The sequence below is a fragment of the Desmonostoc vinosum genome (genome assembly GCF_059505385.1).
The window spans coordinates 1-24,228 of sequence record NZ_JCACKM010000104.1 but is presented as its reverse complement, the minus strand read 5'-3'; the positions used below and the strand labels follow the sequence as shown (position 1 = coordinate 24,228).

The window sequence follows — 24,228 nt, the reverse complement described above, 5'->3', positions numbered from 1 at the left end:
ACTCGCGTCGGGGTTCCCCCCGTTGTAGCGACTGCCGCGCACCAGACGCAGAGAGTAAGAGTTGAGAAGAGTTAGTTTTTAAATTTCATATTCAAATTCAGCAGATTATTAAGGTATACGGAGTTTTTTCACTAAATGAAATAGGAGTTCTATAATTGTTTTTCTATCTCTTCGTCAACTAGTTGTGATAACTTTTCGGCTGCTCCAGATTCTCCTCTAATGTTTCTGAGTTTGGTTCGCATCTGGTCTAATTTTTCTGGGTGATTCAAAAAGTCTAAAACTATTTCTGCTACTTCTTGTGGTTGGAGTTTGCCTACAAGTTCTGGTACTATCTCTTGCTGTGCCCAGATATTGGGCCATGCCAATAAACCTTTACGTCTCAATACTAGCCAGTTAATTAGTTTTGCAAAGGTGGAACCTACTCCTGGTAAGTTAGCTAGTATGCCTGGTAAGCCATCCCAGGAACGCATGGCATCAAGTTGTTGGGTTGGTAGCAAAACAATCATCGGTACTCCTAAAGCACCGAGTTCAGCAGTGTTTGCGCCTACTGTAGTCAGGCAGATGCTGCATTGGGATAATAAATCATATGCAGGGGTTTCTTGCCATAGTTCTACAGTTAAACCTTTGGGAGTTGTGAGTGCTGATTTGAGAGTAGTGAGCAAGGAAGTACCAGAGATACCAAAGGTTTGCACGAAAGGGTTTTTCTGTGGGTTGGCAAAACTAGCTAAAGTTTGTAAATCCAAAGTTGGGGCGACGGGAATCACAAATTTGGTTTGGGGTCTTTTGGCATGAATATATTCGGCAATGGCTAGTGTTAATGGAACTCCCTGGGCTAATTTTGCTGCTTTTGAACCAGGTAAAATACCAATTAGTTCGGTTTGTTGTTGGTCATTTGCTGAGGAAGAATGACTTCCTGCTTCTAGCATTAAATCCCCGACGACGGTAAATTTGTGGGCATACTTTTGGGGAACGCGGTTGGCTAGCTGGGGTTTCATGATCCCAAAACGATTAATCCATTTGTGCCATCGGGCTTCCCATTCGGCATAAACTACTGTGGGATAGCCTAGTTTTTTGCCGATAATCACGGGAAAAATTTGGTCTCCACCCAAGAAGACAATTACACCATGATTTCTCCAATCCCAATTTTCAAATGTTTTACCCCAAAGCAAAAATGACCAAAAATGTTCTGCTGCCTGTACTCTATCTACTTCTGGATAAGATCTAGCGATCGCAGTTTCTTTCCCGGTAGCATTGGGACAAGGTGATAACACTACGGAAATCCTCACCACACAACGGTCATCCCCTAGCTTTTGCCGTAATGCCTTGACCACTGGACGCACCCAGGTCGTGACTTCACCAGGGCCATTGGAGAGTATTAAAATATCAACTTTGTTCATTGGTCATTTGCTATTGGTTATTAGCCAAGATTTAATAGTAGCTTACGGATAAATGTTAATTTTTTGTTACATATCCTTGAGTTATTACTTTTATAAGTTGTCAAAGTTTGTTAATAAATGTTTCATTTTTTATATCGAATTGTGTCAGATGAGCGACAAAATCCCCACTGTGTAAGCGTTTTCTGATAAAAAACTCATATTGCCGATTATCGAAAGCAACTAGAGAACACGCATCAAAGGAGCCGAGGAAGCATGTTCACCCATGTTAAGTCCACCATCAGACATATTGCGCCTGATAACTTACGCGGACGTAATTTCATCAAGGTGGTCTATGTGGTGCTTGAGTCCCAGTACCAGAGTGCATTGTCGCAAGCGGTGAGGGAAATTAATACTAGTAACCCTAACCTAGCGATTGAAATCAGCGGTTACTTGATTGAGGAACTCCGAGATTCCGAGAACTATGAGGAGTTCAAACGGGATATGGAGAGTGCCAATATATTTATTGCCTCGCTGATTTTCATCGAAGACTTAGCACAGAAAGTAGTAGCAGCTGTAGAACCACACCGCGATCGCTTGGATGTTGCGGTTGTCTTTCCCTCGATGCCAGAAGTGATGCGCCTAAACAAAATGGGCAGCTTTTCCCTGGCACAGTTGGGTCAATCTAAAAGTGCGATCGCGCAGTTCATGCGAAAACGCAAAGAAAAATCCGGCGCGGGATTCCAAGATGGAATGCTGAAGTTACTGCGAACACTACCGCAAGTGCTGAAGTTTCTGCCTATGGACAAGGCACAGGATGCCCGAAATTTTATGCTTAGTTTCCAGTATTGGCTAGGCGGTTCTCCAGAAAATTTGGAAAACTTCTTGCTGATGCTGGCTGATAAATATGTATTTAAGGAGACACGCCAAGGCTCGTCTCTAGAATATCAACAGCCAGTAGTGTATCCCGACTTGGGGATTTGGCACCCTCTAGCACCTCAGATGTTCGAGGATGTGAGAGAATACCTCAACTGGTACACAGCCCGCAAGGATATCTCCAGCGATTTAAAAGACCTCCTAGCGCCTTGTGTGGGGTTAGTATTACAACGCACCCACTTAGTTACAGGTGATGACGCCCATTATGTAGCAATGGTGCAGGAATTGGAAGCACTGGGGGCACGAGTCTTGCCTGTGTTTGCCGGAGGTTTGGATTTTTCTAAGCCTGTAGATGCTTACTTTTACGAACCAACTACCAACAAGCCGCTAGTTGATGCAGTAATTTCGCTGACTGGCTTTGCTTTGGTGGGTGGCCCTGCTAGACAAGACCATCCCAAAGCGATTGATTCACTCAAGCGGCTAAATCGTCCTTATATGGTGGCGTTGCCTTTAGTCTTCCAAACCACAGAAGAGTGGATGGATAGCGATTTGGGGTTACACCCGATTCAAGTAGCCCTACAAATTGCCATTCCCGAATTAGATGGGGCAATTGAACCGATAATTTTATCAGGTAGAGATGGGACGACAGGGAAGGCGATCGCCCTGCAAGACCGCATCGAAGCTGTAGCAAAACGGGCATTAAAATGGGCTAACCTCCGCCGTAAACCCAAACTCAACAAAAAAGTTGCCATCACCGTTTTCAGCTTCCCACCCGACAAAGGTAATGTTGGCACCGCCGCCTACTTGGATGTGTTCGGTTCCATCTACGAGGTGATGAAAGCTTTAAAAAACAACGGCTACGATGTACCGGAACTACCAAAATCAGCCCAGGCGCTGATGCAAGAAGTCATCCACGACGCCCAAGCACAGTATAGTAGCCCTGAACTCAACATCGCCTACAAGATGTCAGTTCCAGAGTATGAGGCACTCACACCCTACTCTCAACGCCTAGAAGAGAACTGGGGGCCACCTCCCGGACACCTCAACAGCGATGGGCAAAACCTTTTAATTTACGGCAAACAATTTGGTAACGTCTTCATCGGTGTTCAACCCACCTTTGGTTATGAAGGCGACCCCATGCGGTTATTGTTCTCTCGTTCTGCTAGCCCCCACCATGGCTTTGCAGCATACTACACCTACCTAGAACAAATTTGGGGAGCTGATGCAGTATTGCACTTTGGGACTCACGGTTCTTTGGAATTCATGCCCGGTAAACAAATGGGGATGTCCGGTGAATGTTATCCCGATAACTTAATTGGCACAATTCCTAACCTGTATTATTACGCAGCTAATAACCCCAGCGAAGCCACAATCGCCAAGCGTCGCAGCTACGCCGAGACAATTTCCTACCTGACGCCCCCAGCGGAAAATGCTGGTTTATACAAAGGTTTGAAGGAACTTAGTGAGTTAATAGCTTCTTACCAAACCTTAAAAGACACTGGACGCGGCGTTCCCATTGTCAACACCATCATGGATAAGTGCCGGATGGTGAACTTGGATAAAGATATTGACTTGCCAGAAACCGACGCCAAAGATCTGAATGCCGAACAGCGAGACAATATCGTTGGTAGTGTCTACCGCAAGTTGATGGAGATTGAATCGAGATTGTTACCTTGTGGGTTACACATCATCGGTAAACCGCCGAGTGCAGAGGAAGCTGTTGCTACCCTCGTCAACATCGCTAGCTTAGACCGTCAGGAAGAAGAAATTCTTAGCTTGCCGCGAATTATCGCCAATAGCATTGGACGTAACGTTGACGAAATTTATCAAAATAGCGACAAAGGCGTTTTAGAAGATGTTCAGCTATTGCAAGACATCACCTTAGCAACCCGTGCCGCAGTTAGCGCCCTTGTCAAAGAACAAACCGACGCCGAAGGACGAGTTTCTCTGGTTTCTCGGCTGAACTTCTTTAACATGGGCAAAAAAGAACCTTGGGTAGAAGCATTGCAGCAAGCAGGGTATCCCAAAGTTGACACAGCAGCCCTCAAGCCCCTATTTGAGTACTTAGAATTCTGTCTCCAGCAAGTCTGCGCTGACAACGAACTTGGTGCATTACTCAAAGGCTTAGAAGGCGAGTACATCTTACCTGGGCCCGGTGGCGATCCCATCCGTAACCCGGATGTCTTACCCACAGGTAAAAATATCCATGCCCTCGATCCCCAATCCATTCCTACAACCGCCGCCGTCCAATCAGCCAAAATCGTCGTAGATAGGCTTTTGGCGCGTAACAAGGCGGAAAACGGTGGAAAATGGCCCGAAACCATCGCCTGCGTCCTCTGGGGCACCGATAACATCAAAACTTACGGTGAATCCCTAGCACAAATTATGTGGATGGTAGGCGTGCGTCCGGTTCCCGATGCTTTGGGACGGGTAAACAAGTTAGAATTGATACCCTTAGCAGAGTTAGGACGCCCCAGAATTGATGTAGTCATCAACTGTTCTGGTGTATTCCGTGACTTGTTCATCAACCAAATGAACCTGCTAGACCAAGCAGTAAAAATGGCAGCTGAGACGGATGAACCCTTAGAAATGAACTTTGTTCGCAAACATGCCTTGCAGCAAGCCGAAGAACTGGGGATCAATTTGCGTCAAGCAGCTACGCGCGTCTTCTCCAATGCTTCTGGTTCCTACTCGTCAAATATCAACTTGGCAGTAGAAAACAGTACTTGGGATAGCGAAGCTGAGTTACAGGAAATGTACTTGAAGCGGAAATCCTTCGCCTTCAATTCCGATAACCCCGGTATGATGGACGAGTCCCGGCAGATTTTTGAAAGCACCTTAAAAACTGCTGATGCCACCTTCCAAAATTTGGATTCTTCGGAGATTAGTTTAACGGATGTTTCCCATTACTTCGACTCAGATCCCACCAAGCTAGTAGCAAGTCTGCGTGGTGATGGTAGAACACCAGCCTCTTACATCGCAGATACCACCACAGCTAACGCCCAAGTACGGACATTATCAGAAACCGTGCGCTTAGATGCCCGTACCAAATTATTAAACCCCAAATGGTATGAGGGGATGTTATCTCACGGTTACGAAGGTGTCCGCGAACTCTCCAAGCGGTTAGTAAATACTATGGGTTGGAGTGCGACAGCTGGCGCTGTGGATAACTGGATTTACGAGGATACTAACGAAACATTCATCAAAGATGAAGCAATGCGTCAGCGATTGATGAATCTGAATCCTCATTCTTTCCGCAAAGTTGTATCAACTTTATTGGAAGTGAATGGACGCGGTTATTGGGAAACTAGCGAGAGTAATTTAGACTTGCTGCGCGAGTTATACCAAGAAGTTGAAGACCGAATTGAGGGGATTGAGTAGGATTACATGGGCAGGCGTTATGCCTGCCTTAATTTTTAAATTACACAACAGGCGATCGCCTAACGACAGCCGCTACGCCTCTACGCCTAAAGTGCAATCATATAATTAGCGATCGCTTTTGGGACTGCTATTACCATGGATGCTTTAACTGTAAACCTAAAACCAGTATTGGAACTCACAGATGAGCAGTTTTTTAATCTGTGTCAGGCAAACCGCGATTTGAAATTTGAGCGCACTGCAACGGGAGAATTAATTATCATGCCACCCACTGGAGGAGAAACCGGAAATCGCAATGGTAGATTAAATCAACAGTTATTTAATTGGTCAGATCAAGATAAGACTGGCATTGTCTTTGACTCTTCTACTTGCTTTAAATTACCTAATGGTGCAGATCGTTCCCCCGATGCTGCTTGGATCAAGTTGTCAAAATGGAATACTTTAACTGAAGAACAAAAAGAAAAGTTTCCTCCTATTTGTCCTGATTTTGTAATTGAGTTACTTTCTCCAAGCGATAGTTTGAGCGCCACTCAAGAAAAGATGAAAGAATATTTAGATAATGGTGTGCGTTTAGGTTGGTTAATTAACCGCAAATCCCGCCAAGTGGAGATTTATCGCCAAAGTCAAGAGGTTGAGGTTTTAGATTCGCCAGCGACGTTATCAGGGGAAGATGTTTTAAATGGTTTTGTTTTGAATTTAACAGCGATTTGGTAATGATCTTTTGCCAGAATAATCACGTTTCCAGTGCGCTGATCTAAAGTTACTAAGTCAATCACAAAAAGCGATCGCCTAACGACAGCCGCTACGCCTAAAGTACAATCATATAATTAGCGATCGCTTTTGGGACTGCTATTAAGCTGTTCCATATATAACTTGCATAATTAGGGCGGGCAAGATGCCCATCCCACAAGAGTTTTATTTAATTTGATTATGTAATTTAGATGTTTTTTAGCTTACCATGGATGCTTTAACTGTAAACCTAAAACCAGTATTGGAACTCACAGATGAGCAGTTTTTTAATCTGTGTCAGGCAAACCGCGATTTGAAATTTGAGCGCACTGCAACGGGAGAATTAATTATCATGCCACCCACTGGAGGAGAAACCGGAAATCGCAATGGTAGATTAAATCAACAGTTATTTAATTGGTCAGATCAAGATAAGACTGGCATTGTCTTTGACTCTTCTACTTGCTTTAAATTACCTAATGGTGCAGATCGTTCCCCCGATGCTGCTTGGATCAAGTTGTCAAAATGGAATACTTTAACTGAAGAACAAAAAGAAAAGTTTCCTCCTATTTGTCCTGATTTTGTAATTGAGTTACTTTCTCCAAGCGATAGTTTGAGCGCCACTCAAGAAAAGATGAAAGAATATTTAGATAATGGTGTGCGTTTAGGTTGGTTAATTAACCGCAAATCCCGCCAAGTGGAGATTTATCGCCAAAGTCAAGAGGTTGAGGTTTTAGATTCGCCAGCGACGTTATCAGGGGAAGATGTTTTAAATGGTTTTGTTTTGAATTTAGAAAAAATTTGGTAATGATAACTCGTAAATTATTTTTTTGATTGGTATATCTAAGTATCTCATACAGTTTATTTTGGAGTATTTCTAGTTGCCATTGATAGTGATTAATTTGCTGCAACTGCTTTCTCATAATTTGATGATTACCAAAATTAACTTTAATATCTACAACAAGCGATCGCCCACGGACAGTTACGACTTAATTTCTATGTAAGGATTCACAGGGGAATATTCTCCAAATCGCCAACATAGAGAGGTAGCATTTCTAATTTCCAACACCTGCTCAATATCAAACTCTACTAAACGTTGCGCCCCAGCAAACTCAATTAATCTATCTAGATCCCAAATTATCTTTGCTTGACCACTTAATTGCAATGTGTGACCTTGTGCAAAATCGATAAATAATAAACCTGAATTGGGATTCATAATTAAGTTACCAAAGGTCTGAAACAGATTATTACCAGAGTAATCGGGAAACACAAGCTTATTACTATTCACAACTTGCACAAACCCCGGAAATCCTCCTCGATGAGAAGCATCGGCACCGCCTTCTTGATAGTAGCTGGCGATGAAAAAAGTGTCGGCTTGGGTTATCCAAAGTTGATTTGCCTCGCTCAAATCATCTCTAACACAAGCTTCAGGTTCCTCTTGTAAATCAGTTACAGTTTTTTGGATGTGACGTACCTGAATATATTTAGGACAGTTAAAAAACGCCTGCTGAATTTGTACTTTTATAGTCTCTTGATGTACTTCTGCTTGACCATTTAAACGCACACGCTTGCGGTTTGCCAAATCAATTACTAATAAGCCAATATCATTATTACTGTACAAGTTTTGGTACAGTGGGTCGGTTTGGATAAGAGTAGCATGAATCTGTATCGTTTGCATGTTTAAAACTTGCAAAAAGCCTGGTTTTCCTGTTAATAAAGATGCCCAAACCCTATTGTTTGTATCAACTGTGCTAGAAACTGCTAATTGCTGCGTGCGAAGAAATTCCTGAGCAGATGGCTTGATGTTACTGGTGATAACACTACCCAAACTTTGAGCCTCTTCTCGCACACCCGCTTGGATTTGCACTCTAATTTCGCCAGAATGAAAAGACATTTTAATAATTAGTAGTTAAGAAAGGCAGGTTCTATTACTCATGGGTATTTGACTATATGCTACCAAAGCGATCGCCAGAATTAGCATGGAACACCCAAATTTGAAACTAATAATGACGCGACGCTGGGCTACAGGAGTATATTGGCTGCCCTGCCAGGGTTTGAACCTGGAATCTTCTACTTCAAAGGTAGGGATGTTGCCAGTTACACCACAGGGCAATGATTGGCTGCCGAGGTAGGGTTTGTAGACGCGGAGCGGCTTAGCGCAGGATACCTACAAACTCCTGTTTCAGAGACAGATGACTCTACCAATTCGTCTACTCGGCAATGAAATAAATGGCTGCCCCAGTAGGACTTGAACCTACAACCTCGCGGTTAACAGCCGCTCGCTCTGCCATTGAGCTATGGGACAATGTGCCAGTCCCCCAGATCTGAATTGAACAGATGACCTCCTGTTTTTCAAACAGGCGCTACTACCAACTGAGCTACTAGGGGATAAGGTGAGAACGGAGGGACTTGAACCCCCACTTTTCGGTTTCGTAGACCAATGTGTTCATCCAGTTACACCACGTTCTCAGAACGGAGAGGACAGGATTTGAACCTGCGACGGGCTTTAAAAACCCGTTTCCTCTTAGCAGGAGGACGCCTTGAGCCGCTCAGCCACCTCTCCAACAGATGCGGGAGAAGGAATCGAACCTTCCTAGACAGGCTTATGAGACCTGTGAGTCACCACTACTCTATCCCGCTATGGGTTGGGCAGGAATTGAACCTGCAACCAACAAAGGACGCTTTTACAGAGCGCTGCCCACACCAATAGGCGAGCCAACCCAAATAGAAGCCTCGACGGGATTTGCACCCGCTTCTCTTTGACTGAGAATCAAAGCGACTTATCTACTCGTCCACAAGGCTGCTAGGCGGGGATGACGAGATTTGAACTCGTGGCTTCCTGCTCGACAGGCAGGCGCTCTTAACCAACTGAGCTACACCCCCACATTAGATGATAATTATTTAATTTTCATGGTTCTGAGGTGTTGCGCTATGCCTTTTGGAGAGGCTCTAGTGCTTCACTACATATATACTACATAAATACTACAAATGTGTCAAGGGCATACTACAAATTTTTTTTAAAATGAGAGGGCAGTGTTATTTAATGGCTGTATTGACCTCTCTAACTGGCTTTGGATTCGGCAGCGCTGAGTAAAATCCCATAAGTTGATTTACTCCTCAAAAAATAACCCCCGCTCCTGGTGATAGAGGCGGGGGTGAGGTAATTTACTGTTTTACTTACCTTGATGTAGATTTACCACCTAATAACCGACATATTCCCTCAAATGCAAATAGCGCGTAGACGCTTGTGGCTTCTCGGAACGCGATCGCACTATCCAACTCTGGCAAGGTCGGCAATGGTTCACGCTACTAGTAGTTGAGGAAAATTTGTGTATCATTGAACCTTGTAGTATTTGTAATCAAGACTAACTAATACGATACTACAACTGTAGTAAGTATTTATCCACTTTTTCAATCAAGTAAATCTCAAGGTAATGAATCGAGATGCGTTAGTAGTGGGAATCAATCAGTATCCTTTCTTAAAAGAGACTCCAACAAGCAAAGCAAAACATCTTCTTACCCCTGCTAACGATGCCGAAGCGATCGCGCAACGTTTAGAAGAGTATGGCGATTTTCGCGTGCGGCGACTACCAGAAACAATTCAGCATCAACAGCGTCGAGTCATGTTTGATGGTTTGGTCAAGTTTGATACTTTGGAAGATGCGATCGTTCAGTTATTCAATCCTGTAGGAAAAAATATTCCAGAAACAGCCCTGTTATATTTTATCGGCCATGGTTTACGCAAAAATCGCGGTGGAGTCACTGAAGGTTTTTTAGCTACCAGCGATGTTGATCCCCGAAAAAATTTGTGGGGTGTTTCCTTGCGATGGTTGCGAGAACTATTACAAAAAAGTCCCGTCAAGCAGCAAATCGTCTGGTTGGACTGCTGCTACAGCGGAGAACTATTCAATTTTACCCAAGCAGATTTGGGAACATCGCTTCAGGAACAGACGCGGTTTTTAATTGCGGCATCGAGAGAATTTGAACCTGCACAAGAAGATATTGATGGAAAGCATGGGGTATTTTCTCATGCACTTTGGCAAGGACTTGACCCCAGACGACAGCCAGATGGTTTAGTTAACAATGACAAATTGATTGAGTATATTGCCCAAACCCTCAAGGATATTCCCCAACAGCCGATATGGTATAATCCCAACCGAGAAATTATGCTGACTGGTGAACGAGAAGATATTCTCATCCATATCCCAGATGAAGTTTGTCCTTACAAAGGGTTACGTTTCTTTGACGTTGCAGATGCTGGTTATTTTTATGGGCGCGAAGCATTAACCCAAAAGCTGATTCAAAGTCTTCAAGTGGGTAAGGGAAATTTTCTGGCAGTATTAGGAGTGTCAGGGAGTGGTAAATCTTCCTTGTTGCGGGCGGGGTTGATGTACCAGTTACAGCAACAGCGTAGATTACCAGGAACAGAGCAATGGAAAATTCGGATTTTTACCCCAAGCGAGCAACCTCTAGTAAGTTTGGCAACGGTCTTTCTGGATGAGGATGCTACAGATATCCAGCGTGCAGAACAGCTAAAAATAGCACAAGAAGCGATCGCCTCTGGAGCAACAGGGCTGGCACGATTAATTAAAGCATCGCGATCGCCCCGCGCCCTACTAATTATTGATCAGTTTGAAGAGATTTTTACCATTTGTCAAAGCCAAATTGACCGACAGCAGTTTATTGCTATTTTATTGGGGGCGCTCAAACAAGCACAAGAGCAACTCTGCATTATATTTGCCATGCGTGATGATTTCTTGGGTAAGTGTGCTGCGTATCATGAGCTGACTGAATTGATTCAAGCCAATTTAGTGATGGTAACTCCTATGTCTTTAGAAGAGTTGCAGCAGGCAATCCGAGAACCTGCAATTAAACTAGGGCGGAAGGTAGAAGAAAATTTAATCAATACTATTCTCCAAGACTTGGGTGTTGCAGTCGAACAACCCACACAAGAACCTGAACCGGGAATGTTGCCTTTGTTGTCATATACTTTAGAACAGCTTTGGCAACGGCAGACATTAAATTGGTTGAAGCTAGACAGTTATCAGCAATTAGGCGGAGTCCGAAAAACCTTAGAAAATTTGGCACAACAAACTTACAAACAGCTATCGGCTGAAGAACAACAAATAGCAGATTTGATTTTTATTAATTTGACTCAGTTAGGGGAAGGAACACCAGACACACGCAAGCAAGTGCCGCAACGAGATTTAGTTGCTTTGGGTAAATCTGCACTGGTAGAGCAAGTAATTCAAAAACTGGCACAGTCCAAGTTAATCGTCACTAGCGAACAACGCAGAGGTGAGCAGAAAGTGGCAGTAGTGGATGTGGCTCATGAAGCCTTGATTCGCCATTGGTCAAGGTTGCGAGAGTTACTGGATAATAATCGGGAGGCGATTAGGACTGAGCGCAGAATTCAGGCAGTAGCCGAAGAATGGGAAGATAAAAGTAAGTCTGTTGATTACTTGCTCACAGGGTTGAGATTAGCAGAAGCCGAGAAATTTTTGCAAGAGCAGTTTGCTACTTTACCACTATCAAGTTTGAGTTACGAGTTAATACAGGCGAGTCAGAAAGAGCGCGATTGCATAGCTGCTGAACTCGAACAGTTAGAAAAGCAAGCACTAGAACAAGAACGGCAAGCTCAAAAGCGAGAATTACAACGAGAGAAACAAGCACGACGCGGTTGGCAATGGCTAGCTTTTGTACTCGGTGCGATCGCTATGGGTACTATTGGTTCATTAGTTTACCGAGAGGGATTGCGTCAGATTGCGATTAGACAAACTGAGATGGTATCCATCAGCCAAGGTAAAGCCACCATTGGCACAGATGAATCCAATGCATATAGTAACGAAAAACCCCAACGCTCTTTTGAGCTTTCCGCTTTTCAAATCCAAAAGTTTGAAGTGTCTAATCGTTTGTATCGACTTTGTGTACAAGCTAGACATTGCGATCGGCCAGTTAATCCTAGTCTATTTAGCGATCGCAAATTCGATCGATATCCAGTAGTAGAAGTTACAGCTTTTCATGCAGCTACTTACTGTGAGTGGTTAGGTATGCGATTGCCTACAGAACTTGAATGGGAAAGGGCTGCACGTGGTTCTCAAGGCGAGCCGTGGCCATGGGGTAACAAAACTCCAGTAGCTAATTTTGCCAATATTTCTGGAAAATCCCCAAAAAGTTTTGCAGTTGTAGATGCTTATAAACAAGGGAGAAGTAAAGAAGGAGAAATTTATAACTTAATTGGTAATGTTTGGGAATGGACTGCATCCTATGATCAGCCATCCTACAAAAACTACGATTTGGGATTGGTTTGGAAAAGTTCAAAAGACTCAATTCAATCAAACCGGCCTCTAATTACTAGAGGGGGAGGTTGGATGTCAAAAATTGAGCGCGTCACCCTACGTTTGCAAACTCCCAGCTCTTTTCATCATCAAGATCTGGGTATACGTTGTGCTAAATAATATAGCCATCTGCTTTGATTTCGGAAATTACTTGCTTAGGGAGGGAACGTGGAACGACACAGCTAAAACGATGCAATAAAAATTGTAGGTTGGGGAGCCACTCACGTGGGCGGGTTTCCCACGCCAGTTCGCACAACGGGGGGAACCCCCGCAAGCGGCTGGCTCGACTTGAGTGAAGTGGCGTTTGAGTCACGAAACCCAACATGGATATTGATGTTGGGTTTCACTTCAGTTTTATCAGCTTAAAATATCAGGAGCAAAACCAAGGTGTCTGAGCTAAAAAAATTAGAATTCTCAAAACCTATTACTCGATACGAGAGTACTGCCATATATAATAATCAAGGACATAAGCTGTTGATCAAAGCTTATGGTAACAGCAAAAATGAAATAGAGGAACGTACTAAGAATTTATCTATATCCTTAAATATATCTACAGATGAAAGTTCGATACCCGAAGCAGAAAATCCGCTAGATTCACCTTTAGAAACAGATATTTCTTCTGAAGATGAAAATCTAGAAAATATCATTCAACCTTTAGATATTTCTATCGATCCGCTGACTATAACCAACCTTGAGCCAGGACGCAAACTTAACTTTGTATTTGAAAATATATTGCCAGATAGAATTTGGAGAGTATTAGAAAATGGTAATTTACAAGCCGTACCTTTAACAAGTTCATCAACAGAAGTTTATATCACAAGTCCACTGACTGAGGTTGGAGCTACTATTACTGTTCAGAGAGGGAGTGCTAATTTCTCATTATATAAATCAACAACAGGTCAGGGGAATTGGCAATTCGTTAAAAAAATTCCAGTTTCAACTGCCAGACCTGAAGTTTTACGCCATAGAGAAAATCAAAATAAGTACTTTAAGTTGATGGTACAAGGTGTACCTGGTACTAGTTATATAGTTAGAGGAGATTGGGTGGTTAATTAAATTATTAGTTTTGATTTTCTTGGCTTGCCAAATTACTTAAACTCCGACTAGCAACATCTGCACTCAATCCCCAGAGGATCAATTCTAAATAATCAGAAAAGGGGTTAGCACCAAAAGTTATCCCCTTTTCTACATATAAAGCGCGTATCCCCACTAACGATAATCCTACTAACAATGTTAAAGATAACAGTGGTCGCACAACCCAAAATGTTGCTTCTGCTCGCAACTCATCAGATACTCCCGCTATTACTATCAAAAGCCGTCGCAACCACGCAAAGATAGCTGATTGATTTTGCTCAACAGCAGTCGATATTGCCGTAGCTGCTTTATTTGCAGCTATTGTCAAAATAGGATCGAGTTGTTGTTCTGCTCCCATCATGACATTGTTAAGTTTGGCAACACTATCCTGTATTTGTTGCAGCAATTCTTTGGCTTTGTCATCGTTCTCAAATTTAATCCACTTTCGCGCTTCATTAATTTTGGCTAATAACCCAGTTTCGCCACCTATATCAGGGTCTTGTTCCATACCTTCTAACTGCTGTTCGATTTTTCGCAGACTATCTAAACAGTTGCGTCGCGCTTTAATTTTCGCTAAATCTGCGTTAACCGTTTCTAAATCCATTTGAGTAACAGAATTGCGGACTTTGTTGACCATTGGAGTGAGAATTTCTTGGTCTTGTTGGTCAACTTGAGTAATCATGTTTTCTGTTTCGTAGATTTTTGCCAAAGCATCCGCTTGGGGAATTCCTTTCTCTTGCATGTACTTGAACAACCTACCCAACACAATACCCACCAATAAAACAAAAATTGGCATCGCTGGGCCAGTCCGCATACTTAAATCCACAGGAATTGCCAGTCTTCCCTCTCTACCCTCCATTGTTAGGTAAATTGCTCCGGTATATCGGTCGGGGGGAATTTGCGATCGCTCCCACTTTAAAGGCAAACTAATGATGGCATTAGCAGCTAATTGGCGATTTGGTGGGTATTCTAGCTCGGTTTGAGTAATTTGATAGTTAGTTAGCTTTCCTTGTAAAATTACCACCGCATTGGTGAGAGATATAGTGGCTTGGTTGGGGTTATCTAGATAAATTAGCCGCCGACTCTGGAAAGCGCCGTCTGGAAGTAATAGATGCGCCAAACCACAGTCCCAATTGCATCGAACTAATTGCAACTGTACTGGTTCTGAATCTTTGACAACTAATGCGGGTCTAGCTTTTGCTTTCACTGTTAGCGGAATTACTAATGCCTCAGACCGCTTTTGCTTAGGTAAAAATATTTCTATCTGTCCTTTGTAAGTTCCTGGTAGCTTTACATCATTGAGTTTTACCTGGAAATCTTTTGGTAATCCTGCTTCTAGCTTGCGTTCACCGATTAACTCTACCTGCTGGCGACCAATTATCTCATCTCCTTCTTGGCGCTTCAAGTCTGAGGGTAAGAATATCCAAGCTGTGATGTCCTCTTTGGCAGCTGTTAGGCGGATGTTGCTAATTAAACTATTCTCCTCCCCCAGCCAACCTTTAATTTCCAAAGGCTTGTCTTTGGCATCGACTTCAATTTTGACGTTAGCTTGAGCAATAGCAGAAGCAGGACAAACGAGTAAAATCAAGAGTGCAGTAGTAATCCAGCGTTTCATGAGTAGGTCAATAAATAGGGGTGTAGGTTTTTAATATTTGGCGTTTTGATGGACGCGGAGACGGGGGGACGGGGGGACGCGGGGACGGGGAGACGCGGAGACGCGGAGACGCGGGGACGGGGAGACACGGAGACGCGGGGACGCGGAGACGCGGAGAAAATTTCTCCCTCATTCCCTGGTCACTGAGCGAAGTCGAAGTGCATCCCCCTCATCTCCCTACTCCCTGTGTTTCTTAAAAGCCTCCTAATTATGGGCGATGCCTATGGCAGGCTGTGCGATCGCACGAGCTAAAGCAATCTCATAAGGAGCATACAATGAATACACTAAACCCAAAGGATTGAGTTTTTGCTGAAGCATTTCTCGCCGCACTGTCAGCATAGCTTGTCCTAAAGGTTCTCCACGAAATACTCGCTCTAGCAAGGTAAAAGCATAAAGTTCTGCAAATAATTCTGGTACAGGGCATTCTGTACCAATGACACCGCTAGCACCAGCTACACGAAAGTCATCAATTAAACTGATGTAACTATCTGGCCCGTAATCTCCAGTGGCGCAGCCGTTGAGTAAGACTAAAGGACGATGCTGCCAGTTGATCTCGCAGGCTTCGAGAAAGTTACTCGAAATTTTGTCATCACTTAGTTCCAAATAAGGCTGCTGTTCGGTTTCATCTATGCCACCGTGACAATAAAAGTAGACAATATCTAAGTCAGAACTGTGGTTTGCCCAAATTATTTCGAGGTCGTTAATTTCTTCAGCTACTAGCATTTTAACTGAGCCGAGTTGTTCGATTTTAGACTTGTGATTTTTCCAAAACCGAAAATTTCGCCAGACATTTAAATTGATATACAAAGGTTGATTGTTGGCAATTTGCCATACCAGGGTAGGTGTTTGAGGCAGTTCTCCACTTGTCCAAGCCGGAAGTTGCTCAATCGCATAGCGATAGCCCCAAAAAGCATGAGGACAGACAAACTTGTAATTATCTTGAAAAGGGCAACCAGTACAGTCGATGTCGTGATTGAGAAATTCTTCGCAGACATGAATCTCTTTACTAGTCTTTACCTGACGCTCGTATAATAACGCCCAAGGAATTGTGACCTTTCCCAATCCTAAAATTGGTTTCATTGGGTTAACTTGGATAACGCTATCAGGTTTCAAGGCGGCGCGTAATTTTTCGCCTCTATCTTCACCTAATGGTAAACTAGCTTTGTTTTCAGGCAGCAGTAAGCGATATAAAGAACGTCCAGCATCGGCTAACTGGGGTAGCCAAGTATTTAAAAGCTGCATATCGCCTTGGGTTTTAAATTGATAACCCTCTTTTGTCGCAGACATGGAGTGTAATTTTTGCCGCACTCTGGCGATCGCATTTCCTAACCCAGATTGTAAATTTGTACTATAAGTTACTAATTCTTGGTTGCCCTGTGTCCTATCCAGAAAGCGTAGATCAGTGCTACCATCTCGTGTATCAACTTGTACATCTACAGTTAAGAATCGCTCAGGCAGCAGTGCTAGTTTTTTATGAGTCAACAAGTCGGTGGTAGTAAAGGTAATGCGAGCGGTTTGAGGTGGGCGCAGCAACTCCGGGATTTCGGCCCCTGCGACAGGGATAACGAGAACTGTTAGTTGCTTAGATTGAAGCAGATATCCACGATATAACAAGTCTACCTGAATGTAGCCTCGACCTTCAAATAAGTTAGGTTTAACGGTGAACTGTACACTCACTGAAGCACCAGTGCGGGGTAGAGTGAGTTTTTTGACAGTTGTATCAATATTGAAATCCTTGGAAGCAACAACTACATCAACTGGTAAGGATTCCGAGTCATTCCAAACCTGAGCCAAAGCTTGCTCTGGAAAGGGAATCGGCTCGTGGTCTATTCCTTTTCGTTCTGGGCTGATGTCTGTAAACAAGAAATAAGTCTGCCCGTGAATTAGAGGTTCGCTAGGTGGAATTGTTGTACAAGCGTGAGGATTTGCAAAGTAAGTGTTAAAGTAACGATAATTTTCTACATAATCTGATATTTCTTGTATAAAAGGTAGCCGCTTAATAGTTTGAGCTTGGTTGTCAGTAAGCAAGATGGAACTGGTAAGGTTAATTACCGGGTTTTGTTGATTGGCTGGTTTACCCCTAGTTTGACCGTCAAAGGTGATAATTGCTTTTGTCTGTTTGAATAATTCTTTCTCTAAGTCGGCTAGGCTGGGTAACAATTCTTGAGGAATTCGTCCATCTAAAGCAGCTAATTTCGCTTTGTTAGACTGATAAATCTGATTTAAGGCGGAATTTGCCTGAATTATGGCAATTAATTCGGCTTCAATAAACTCCCAGTCATCAGGATCTATATCAAGTTGTTGTCCGATGTCTTGCAGCAGTGCTTGTTCGTCTGCGTTCAAAGGAATTTCTAGTTCTTTGAGTGCGAGTAACAGAGCTAGTAGAGTTGTGTTAACGAAAGAATTCATTAAACTCAGGGTTTGGTAATACTTTATCGAATGTGTGTCAATGTGGATGCGTTCTAGACCGCAACCACAACGCAGCTAGAAATATCCTAAGTCGAGGATTGAGTACCGTAGGGCATACCGGAACTTTCGGACTACATCCGAGCAACGCTTGGGGACAAGACACCTCTATTCGAGTAGGTGCAAACCTGCTAGTGCAAGTGATTTCATAGAGTCAAGATCAGCCTAAAGAGCGTCAACAAACTACTCATCTATTTGACCAACGCGGCGTATATTTAAAATGTCACTCATTTTTTTTATTTGAGTAAAGACTTGTTCTAGCTGAGTGCGATCGCGGATGTCTATTCCCAAGTCCATTAAGGCTGGTTGTCCAGTAGCGGTTTTCACTTGGGCATGGCGCACATTGATCCCTTGGTCACTTAAACGCGATAAAATATCCTTCAACACTCCCACGCGGTCAAGGGCCTCAATTTGAATATTCACAGCGTAAGTTTGAGGACGACTACTATTTTCGACTGCTGGATTCCAACCAACAGGTACTAAGCGCTCATACTCGACGTTTTCTAGATTATGACAGCCTTGGCGGTGAATGGAGATACCTCTACCTCTAGTAACAACACCGATAATTGGTTCACCGGGAAGAGGATTACAACAGCCAGCCAGATAATACACCAATCCTTCCACCCCAACAATTGGTGAATCAGTAGAACGAACAGGAGTTTTTGTTGTAGCTGTTGACTCTTTGGGAAGAAACGGGGGTGCAATCGTGACTGGTTGTTGTGCTTTGACTACTTCACGCCAACGATTTAGCACTAGGTTGAGCGTAATTTCACCGTAACCCAAACCTGCTAGTAAATCTTCGACGCTATGGTAGTTACACTTCTCGGCTACGCTTTGCATCGCTTCTGATTTCAGTAGGCTGTCAAAACCAGTTTTACCGAGTTCTTTTTCTAATAATTCTCTGCCACGGGCAACATTTTCTTCACGGCGCGATCGCTTGTACCATTGCTTAATGCGATACTTCGCTGCCGAAGTCCTGACGAAATTCAACCAATCTAAACTTGGGTGGCTATTCTTTTGGGTAATAATATCAACGATATCGCCATTTTGCAGCCGCGTTGATAGGGGTACCATTCTCCCATTCACCCGCGCCCCTGCACAATGGTTTCCTACTTCTGTATGAATCCGATAAGCAAAATCCACACTAGTAGAACCAGGGCTTAAGGGTACAACATCCCCCTTAGGGGTGAAGACATAGACATCATCTTCAAATAAATTGTCTTTGACGCTATCGAGATATTCTTGCGCGTCTTTTAAGTCGCTTTGCCATTCCAATAGTTGGCGTAACCAGGTAAATTTCTCATCTGCCCCTGTTAAATGGCTACTGCTAGAACCGCCTGTTTCTTTATACTTCCAGTGAGCAGCAATTCCATACTCGGCGACATGATGCATTTCCATTGTGCGAATTTGTACTTCCAGGGGGCGACCAGTCAAGCCAATCACGCCAGTATGCAACGATTGGTAACGGTTGGGCTTGGGCAGTCCAATGTAATCTTTAAATCTACCTGGAATTGGACGAAAAGCATCGTGAACTACCGCCAAAGCACGATAGCATTCTTCATTGGTTTGAACAATAATCCGCAGCGCTGCCAAATCGTAAATTTCATGAAATTCTTTTTGCTGTCGCTGCATTTTCTGATAGATGCTATAAAGGTGCTTGGGACGCCCACTAATATCCAAACAGCGGATTCCCGCTTGCTGCAATCGCTCTTGTAAAATTTCTGTAGCTTTGGCTAATTTCTCTTCTCTGGCTGTCCTTTTTTCCGAAACATGCTGCTGCATTTGACGAAAAGCCTCTGGTTCTAGATACTTAAAGGCTAAATCCTCAAGTTCCCACTTGATGCGCCAGATACCCAAGCGATTGGCCAGAGGAGCAAAAATATCTCTTGTTTCTTGGGCGCTGCGGCGACGGCTGGCTTCTGACATGTATTGTAAGGTTCGCATATTATGCAAACGGTCTGCCAATTTCACCACAATCACCCGGATGTCTTGCGCCATCGCCAAAAACATGCGTCGGAAGTTTTCTGCTTGACTCTCGGTTTTGCTTGTGAAGTTGATTTTAGACAATTTGGTGACACCTTCCACCAATTGCCGTACTTCTGGCCCAAAGCGTTCTTCTATTTCTTCAATGGTAATGTCTGTATCTTCAACTACATCATGGAGAAATCCAGCTGCTATCATGGCAGGACTACCCCCCAAGTCACGCAGCAATCCAGCCACGGCAACGGGATGATAGATGTAGGGTTCTCCCGATTTGCGAAATTGACCCTGATGCAAGTGATAAGCAAATTCAAAAGCCCGACAAATCAAGGCTGTATCACTATGCCTTCGTTCGTCGTCTGCTTCGCCGCTATTTGCTGGTATTCCCTTCAAACATTTTTTGAGCCAATCCGGAAGGGAGAGATCAATTGATGAATTTATAGCTATGCTGCTCATACAATTGGGGCTTGGGGTGATCGGTAGATTGAGTGAGAGATGAACAAAGCTAACAGCATCACTGGGAAAAGATGCCGTTGTCTAGAGACTAGGAAGAACAGTGTAAGGATGATTCTCTTATTGCTTATAATAATCATCCACTGCGAGTTTCAAGGATCATATACTTGAAACTCATTTAAGCAAACAAAGCCTCAAAGCATGATTTGAGGCTTTTAATGCTAACAGTAGCTTAGAAAAGTTTATTGTATAAGAAAAATTGCTTGACATTAATACTATCTCAACTAGCACTGGATGTCTCTAAATCATGACAAATATCAGGCACTAGCAACTCTGCTAACAGAATTACATGCTGATGCCACTGTTACTGAACCCAATGCGCCTGAATTGCGACAGCGTGTAGCCGCTTTGCAGCAGTTGTTTGGGCAGCAGATTGCACCTTTGGCTGAGGAAAACTCGCGGGTACAGTCTTTGCGGACGGAAATCAGCAAGCAACTGCGTTTGCTGGAAATAGATGTGATGTTTTTCCAAGGGGCACGACAGGTATCTACTGCCCAGGCAAGACTTCAGACAATTGGCGATCGCCTGACAACTCTCATGCAATACTGTGATGCTATCTTGCAACAACATGTTGCGGGGGAATAATAACAATTGTTCACCTTTTGTTATAGTTATTCCATCATCTCATCTATGTCTTGTCGTGGACAGCTATTTTGGTAACAAGTTTAAAGCGGTAAGGAGTGGGGTGTGCTGACAGGTGTAGGTTTTTAATATTTTGCGCTTTGATCGACGCGGAGACGAGGGAAAAGATTTTTGAACGAAGAAATAGGCTTTTTCGGATTGAATGTGAAAAACTTACCCTTGTGAGTGTAGGGTGTGGGGTGTGGGGTGTAGGTTGCTGAGCGGAGTCGAAGCAATCTACACCTGTGCTATTTTGTAGGCAAAGGGTGTGTGGAGATGCACCATGGTACACCTTTTGCTAATTTGATAAACTAGCCTAAATTTGAAATATCAAAGCTGGTAGCTAATAGCTCAGGGCTAATAAATAACTATGAATAAAGCCTTATTTTGTGTCGAAAATCTGCGAGTTGCCTATCCTCAAGGTAATGAAGAGAAATTAAACTGGGCAGTTGATGATGTGTCTTTCACTTTGCAACCCGGTGAAAGAATGGGTTTGGTGGGAGAGTCGGGTTGTGGTAAGTCAACTTTGGGACGTGCGGTAATGCGCTTGCTGCCGTCATCTAGTCAAATTGAGGGACGAGTAACGTTTCAAGGGCAATCGGTATTTGATTTGACGCCCAACCAGTTGCGGAAATTTCGCGGGGAAGCGGTAGCGCTGATTTTTCAAGATCCGATGACACGTCTTGATCCACTGATGACTATTGGTAATCACTGCATTGAAACATTAAAAGCACACTCACCAGAGTTATCAGCACGACAAGCTAAAGAAAAAGCACTTGCTACCTTAGAAAAGGTGAATATTCCTGCTAACCGCTGGAATCAGTATCCTCACGAGTTTAGCGGTGGAATGCGACAGAGGGTAGCCATCGCTTTGGCTTTACTTCTCAATCCGAAGTTAATTGTTGCCGATGAACCTACAACAAGCTTAGATGTTACTGTTTCCGCCCAAATTTTACAAGAATTAACACGCCTATGTAGTGAGGAAAACATGGCATTATTGCTGATTTCTCACGATTTGGCAATGGTTGGGGAGTATTGCGATCGCATTGGTGTGATGTATAACGGCAAGATGGTAGAAATGGGCGATACAGCATCTGTATTTAGAGAACCCCAGCATCAATATACGCGATCGCTCTTACAAGCAGCTTTGCATATTCAAGCTGTAGATGAAATAGGGACTGGGGACTGGGGATTGGGTACTGGGGAAATTTCTTCCCAATCCCCAATTTTACGCGTTACGGAACTCAAGCAATATTACACAATAGAACCAAACTTTGTTGAGCGATTATTTCAAAGGGAAACTCAGACAATTAAAGCAGTGGATAGCATTAACCTGGAGTTGTACTCAGGAGAAATTCTTGGTTTAGTCGGTGAATCAGGCTGCGGTAAAAGCACGCTTTCACGTACAATATTGCAATTAATTCATCCCACTAGTGGCAAAGTCGAATTTTTAGGACGGGATTTAACTAAGCTCTCACGCCAAGAAATTCGTTCTTCACGGCGACAAATGCAGATGATATTTCAAGATCCTCATGCTTGTCTCAATCCAGCGATGACAGTGGGACAAAGTATCGCTGATCCTTTATTTATCCATCATCTTGCTGATGCTACAAAGGCAAAAGAACAAGTTTTGTGGATGCTCGAGAAAGTGGGATTAACACCCACACAAGTGTATTATCAGCGTTATCCCTCAGATTTGTCTGGTGGACAGCAGCAAAGAGTAGCGATCGCTCGTGCTTTGATTACTCGTCCTAAACTGTTAATCTGCGATGAACCTGTGAGTATGTTAGATGCCAGTGTGCAATCGCAAGTACTAGATTTAATGTTGCAATTAAAGGAAGAGTTTGAGTTAACGTATCTCTTTATCACTCATGATCTTTGGTTAGCACGATTTTTATGCGATCGTATTGCTGTAATGAATGGGGGGAAAATTGTCGAACTTGGCCCAACCAAACAGATTTTTGCCAATCCTCAACACCCTTACACTAAAACATTACTAGCTGCTGCTCCCTTACTAGCACGTGCCTAAAAATAATACTTAGGCTTAGGAGTAATTAAGTTATGAACCAAAAATTTTGGCTCTCCTAATTTTCTTCTTTTCCTGCTATTAACTTAGCTCCTTCTTTGCTTCCATATAACTCAACAAATCTTTGAAAGAGTAACATAGTTTCGTGACTGGAAATTTTACTTATACTAAAAATACGCTCTATATTTCTATCGGTTAAGGTGCGTAAATACGGTAAATCCTCAAATAGTGTTAAGCAAGAAGCAAAATGTAAAATAATTTGTAGTAATGGCTTTGGCCAATCTAAATCACTATAAATATCTATAAAAAGCTGATGCTCAGTCTCATTTAATGGAAATGCATGAAAAATAACAATTATTTTTTTATTATCATATACAGGAATACTCAACTCAACAGCATAGGGTGTATGTAATATTAAATCGACCTCAACAATCGGCTGTCTCCATATTCTCAGAGGGTTAATTGGAGAGTCTAAAATTGTTTGAAATTTGATTGTTCCACCTGTGCTTGTTTGCTGAAAATGACTAATACCCAAAATTTTCAAATTATTTAAACTAAAACTGTGAACACTTTCTAAATGCTTTAAGTTCAATAGATGATAAATTTGACAGAGATAAGGAAAAGGTAAAATGTACTCTTGGCTAATCATATGACGCTTTTTGAGCCTCAGCTTGTCAGCTTGAGTACGATATAAATATTCTTGATATTGGCTAGGTTCTAAATCACTGCTACTAAAACTCTCACCTGGTTTTAAATATAACCAACTCACAAAAAAGAAGAAAGCTGTAAATAACTGAAAAACTTCAACAGCAGAGAAATAGCCATCAGCAAATGCAGCTATACTTCTATCTGTTAAACCGAAAAGCCAAGACGGAATACCAAATAGCCAAACACCATTTTTTAATTTATCTATAAAAATAGCCATATCTACAGAAGTAGATATATTATCTTGATTTGTGGGTGTAGAAATATTATTTTTTTCTAGGTGAAAAGCCATAATCATTAAAGTCTTAAATTTTACTTAGCTCTCTAGTAAGAAGTTCATAACTACTTTAATCATAAGTAGATATTATAGGATCACCCTCTATCCTCAGCTATAGATATGCAATCTCTAGAAATTAGACTTCTTGCAAAAATACTTGAACCGTTAGAGACTCAAGTCTCTGCCTAATAGCAAAAGTCCGTTGAAACGGACTAAAAATA

The 24,228-nt window shown here is 42.8% G+C and carries 13 protein-coding genes and 9 tRNA genes; 7 read left to right on the top strand and 15 right to left on the bottom strand.

Annotated features, from left to right (window positions below; translation table 11 throughout):
- Positions 1-149: 149 nt before the first annotated feature.
- Positions 150-1,397, bottom strand: coding sequence for a glycosyltransferase family protein (locus AC5JMF_RS17075; RefSeq protein ID WP_495796914.1), 1,248 nt, complete (start codon positions 1,395-1,397; stop codon positions 150-152).
- Positions 1,398-1,649: 252 nt separating this feature from the next.
- Here AC5JMF_RS17075 and AC5JMF_RS17070 point away from each other — a divergent pair, with 252 nt between their 5' ends.
- The 3 genes from AC5JMF_RS17070 to AC5JMF_RS17060 all read left to right on the top strand — a co-directional run bounded on the left by AC5JMF_RS17070 (position 1,650) and on the right by AC5JMF_RS17060 (position 7,161).
- On the top strand, positions 1,650-5,630 hold the full coding sequence (locus tag AC5JMF_RS17070; RefSeq protein ID WP_495796913.1) for a magnesium chelatase subunit H: 3,981 nt from the start codon (positions 1,650-1,652) through the stop codon (positions 5,628-5,630).
- 135 nt (positions 5,631-5,765) lie between these two features.
- The gene (locus AC5JMF_RS17065) at positions 5,766-6,341 is read left to right on the top strand and encodes a Uma2 family endonuclease (RefSeq protein WP_495796912.1); all 576 of its coding nucleotides are present in this window, start codon (positions 5,766-5,768) and stop codon (positions 6,339-6,341) included.
- A gap of 244 nt (positions 6,342-6,585) precedes the next feature.
- Positions 6,586-7,161: a Uma2 family endonuclease gene (locus AC5JMF_RS17060; RefSeq protein ID WP_495796911.1), complete on the top strand. Its 576-nt coding sequence runs from the start codon at positions 6,586-6,588 to the stop codon at positions 7,159-7,161.
- 174 nt (positions 7,162-7,335) lie between these two features.
- On the opposite strand, the gene AC5JMF_RS17055 is transcribed toward AC5JMF_RS17060, so the two are convergent.
- The 10 genes from AC5JMF_RS17055 to AC5JMF_RS17010 form a co-directional block, all read right to left on the bottom strand.
- The gene (locus AC5JMF_RS17055; protein ID WP_495796910.1) at positions 7,336-8,247 is read right to left on the bottom strand and encodes a pyridoxamine 5'-phosphate oxidase family protein; all 912 of its coding nucleotides are present in this window, start codon (positions 8,245-8,247) and stop codon (positions 7,336-7,338) included.
- Positions 8,248-8,389: 142 nt separating this feature from the next.
- Positions 8,390-8,465, bottom strand: a tRNA-Gln gene (locus tag AC5JMF_RS17050).
- Between the two features lie 5 nt (positions 8,466-8,470).
- Positions 8,471-8,573, bottom strand: a tRNA-Gln gene (locus AC5JMF_RS17045).
- Between the two features lie 10 nt (positions 8,574-8,583).
- Positions 8,584-8,658: transfer RNA gene (locus AC5JMF_RS17040), tRNA-Asn, on the bottom strand.
- A 9-nt stretch (positions 8,659-8,667) separates the two neighbouring features.
- A tRNA-Phe gene (locus AC5JMF_RS17035) sits at positions 8,668-8,741 on the bottom strand.
- Between the two features lie 6 nt (positions 8,742-8,747).
- Positions 8,748-8,822 (bottom strand) — tRNA-Arg (locus tag AC5JMF_RS17030).
- A gap of 4 nt (positions 8,823-8,826) precedes the next feature.
- Positions 8,827-8,916: transfer RNA gene (locus AC5JMF_RS17025), tRNA-Ser, on the bottom strand.
- 5 nt (positions 8,917-8,921) lie between these two features.
- A tRNA-Met gene (locus AC5JMF_RS17020) sits at positions 8,922-8,993 on the bottom strand.
- A 1-nt stretch (position 8,994) separates the two neighbouring features.
- Positions 8,995-9,075: transfer RNA gene (locus AC5JMF_RS17015), tRNA-Tyr, on the bottom strand.
- A gap of 86 nt (positions 9,076-9,161) precedes the next feature.
- Positions 9,162-9,236 (bottom strand) — tRNA-Asp (locus AC5JMF_RS17010).
- Positions 9,237-9,787: 551 nt separating this feature from the next.
- On the opposite strand from AC5JMF_RS17010, the gene AC5JMF_RS17005 reads away from it, so the two are divergent.
- Positions 9,788-12,811 carry an nSTAND1 domain-containing NTPase gene (locus tag AC5JMF_RS17005; protein ID WP_495796909.1) on the top strand — a complete coding sequence of 1,008 codons (3,024 nt, stop codon included), beginning with the start codon at positions 9,788-9,790 and terminating at the stop codon, positions 12,809-12,811.
- Between the two features lie 267 nt (positions 12,812-13,078).
- On the top strand, positions 13,079-13,747 hold the full coding sequence (locus tag AC5JMF_RS17000; RefSeq protein ID WP_495796908.1) for a hypothetical protein: 669 nt from the start codon (positions 13,079-13,081) through the stop codon (positions 13,745-13,747).
- A 4-nt stretch (positions 13,748-13,751) separates the two neighbouring features.
- Here AC5JMF_RS17000 and AC5JMF_RS16995 read toward each other — a convergent pair whose 3' ends face one another.
- From AC5JMF_RS16995 to AC5JMF_RS16985, 3 genes are all read right to left on the bottom strand, one after another.
- A complete protein-coding gene (locus tag AC5JMF_RS16995; RefSeq protein ID WP_495796907.1) occupies positions 13,752-15,380 on the bottom strand; it encodes a hypothetical protein in 1,629 nt (542 codons plus the stop codon).
- A 243-nt stretch (positions 15,381-15,623) separates the two neighbouring features.
- On the bottom strand, positions 15,624-17,828 hold the full coding sequence (locus tag AC5JMF_RS16990; protein WP_495796906.1) for a CHAT domain-containing protein: 2,205 nt from the start codon (positions 17,826-17,828) through the stop codon (positions 15,624-15,626).
- Between the two features lie 240 nt (positions 17,829-18,068).
- Positions 18,069-20,321 (bottom strand): RelA/SpoT family protein, encoded by a 2,253-nt coding sequence (locus AC5JMF_RS16985; RefSeq protein WP_495796905.1) that lies wholly within the window; start codon positions 20,319-20,321, stop codon positions 18,069-18,071.
- A 291-nt stretch (positions 20,322-20,612) separates the two neighbouring features.
- On the opposite strand from AC5JMF_RS16985, the gene patD reads away from it, so the two are divergent.
- Positions 20,613-20,963 carry a heterocyst frequency control protein PatD gene (patD, locus tag AC5JMF_RS16980; RefSeq protein ID WP_495796904.1) on the top strand — a complete coding sequence of 117 codons (351 nt, stop codon included), beginning with the start codon at positions 20,613-20,615 and terminating at the stop codon, positions 20,961-20,963.
- 406 nt (positions 20,964-21,369) lie between these two features.
- Positions 21,370-23,028, top strand: a complete 1,659-nt coding sequence (locus AC5JMF_RS16975; protein WP_495796903.1) for a dipeptide ABC transporter ATP-binding protein — start codon at positions 21,370-21,372, stop codon at positions 23,026-23,028.
- A 55-nt stretch (positions 23,029-23,083) separates the two neighbouring features.
- Here the strand turns inward: AC5JMF_RS16975 and AC5JMF_RS16970 are convergent, their stop codons facing one another.
- Positions 23,084-23,950 (bottom strand): hypothetical protein, encoded by an 867-nt coding sequence (locus AC5JMF_RS16970; RefSeq protein ID WP_495796915.1) that lies wholly within the window; start codon positions 23,948-23,950, stop codon positions 23,084-23,086.
- Positions 23,951-24,228: the final 278 nt, after the last annotated feature.

Bases quoted from the DNA above. Each gene is read 5' to 3' on its own strand.
- AC5JMF_RS17075 (WP_495796914.1), bottom strand. From the start codon at position 1,397: ATGAACAAAGTTGATATTTTAATACTCTCCAATGGCCCTGGTGAAGTC.
- AC5JMF_RS16990 (WP_495796906.1), bottom strand. From the start codon at position 17,828: ATGAATTCTTTCGTTAACACAACTCTACTAGCTCTGTTACTCGCACTC.
- AC5JMF_RS16970 (WP_495796915.1), bottom strand. From the start codon at position 23,950: ATGGCTATTTTTATAGATAAATTAAAAAATGGTGTTTGGCTATTTGGT.
- AC5JMF_RS17060 (WP_495796911.1), top strand. From the start codon at position 6,586: ATGGATGCTTTAACTGTAAACCTAAAACCAGTATTGGAACTCACAGAT.
- AC5JMF_RS17005 (WP_495796909.1), top strand. From the start codon at position 9,788: ATGAATCGAGATGCGTTAGTAGTGGGAATCAATCAGTATCCTTTCTTA.
- patD (WP_495796904.1), top strand. From the start codon at position 20,613: ATGTCTCTAAATCATGACAAATATCAGGCACTAGCAACTCTGCTAACA.
- AC5JMF_RS17070 (WP_495796913.1), top strand. From the start codon at position 1,650: ATGTTCACCCATGTTAAGTCCACCATCAGACATATTGCGCCTGATAAC.
- AC5JMF_RS16995 (WP_495796907.1), bottom strand. From the start codon at position 15,380: ATGAAACGCTGGATTACTACTGCACTCTTGATTTTACTCGTTTGTCCT.
- AC5JMF_RS17055 (WP_495796910.1), bottom strand. From the start codon at position 8,247: ATGTCTTTTCATTCTGGCGAAATTAGAGTGCAAATCCAAGCGGGTGTG.
- AC5JMF_RS16975 (WP_495796903.1), top strand. From the start codon at position 21,370: ATGAATAAAGCCTTATTTTGTGTCGAAAATCTGCGAGTTGCCTATCCT.
- AC5JMF_RS16985 (WP_495796905.1), bottom strand. From the start codon at position 20,321: ATGAGCAGCATAGCTATAAATTCATCAATTGATCTCTCCCTTCCGGAT.
- AC5JMF_RS17065 (WP_495796912.1), top strand. From the start codon at position 5,766: ATGGATGCTTTAACTGTAAACCTAAAACCAGTATTGGAACTCACAGAT.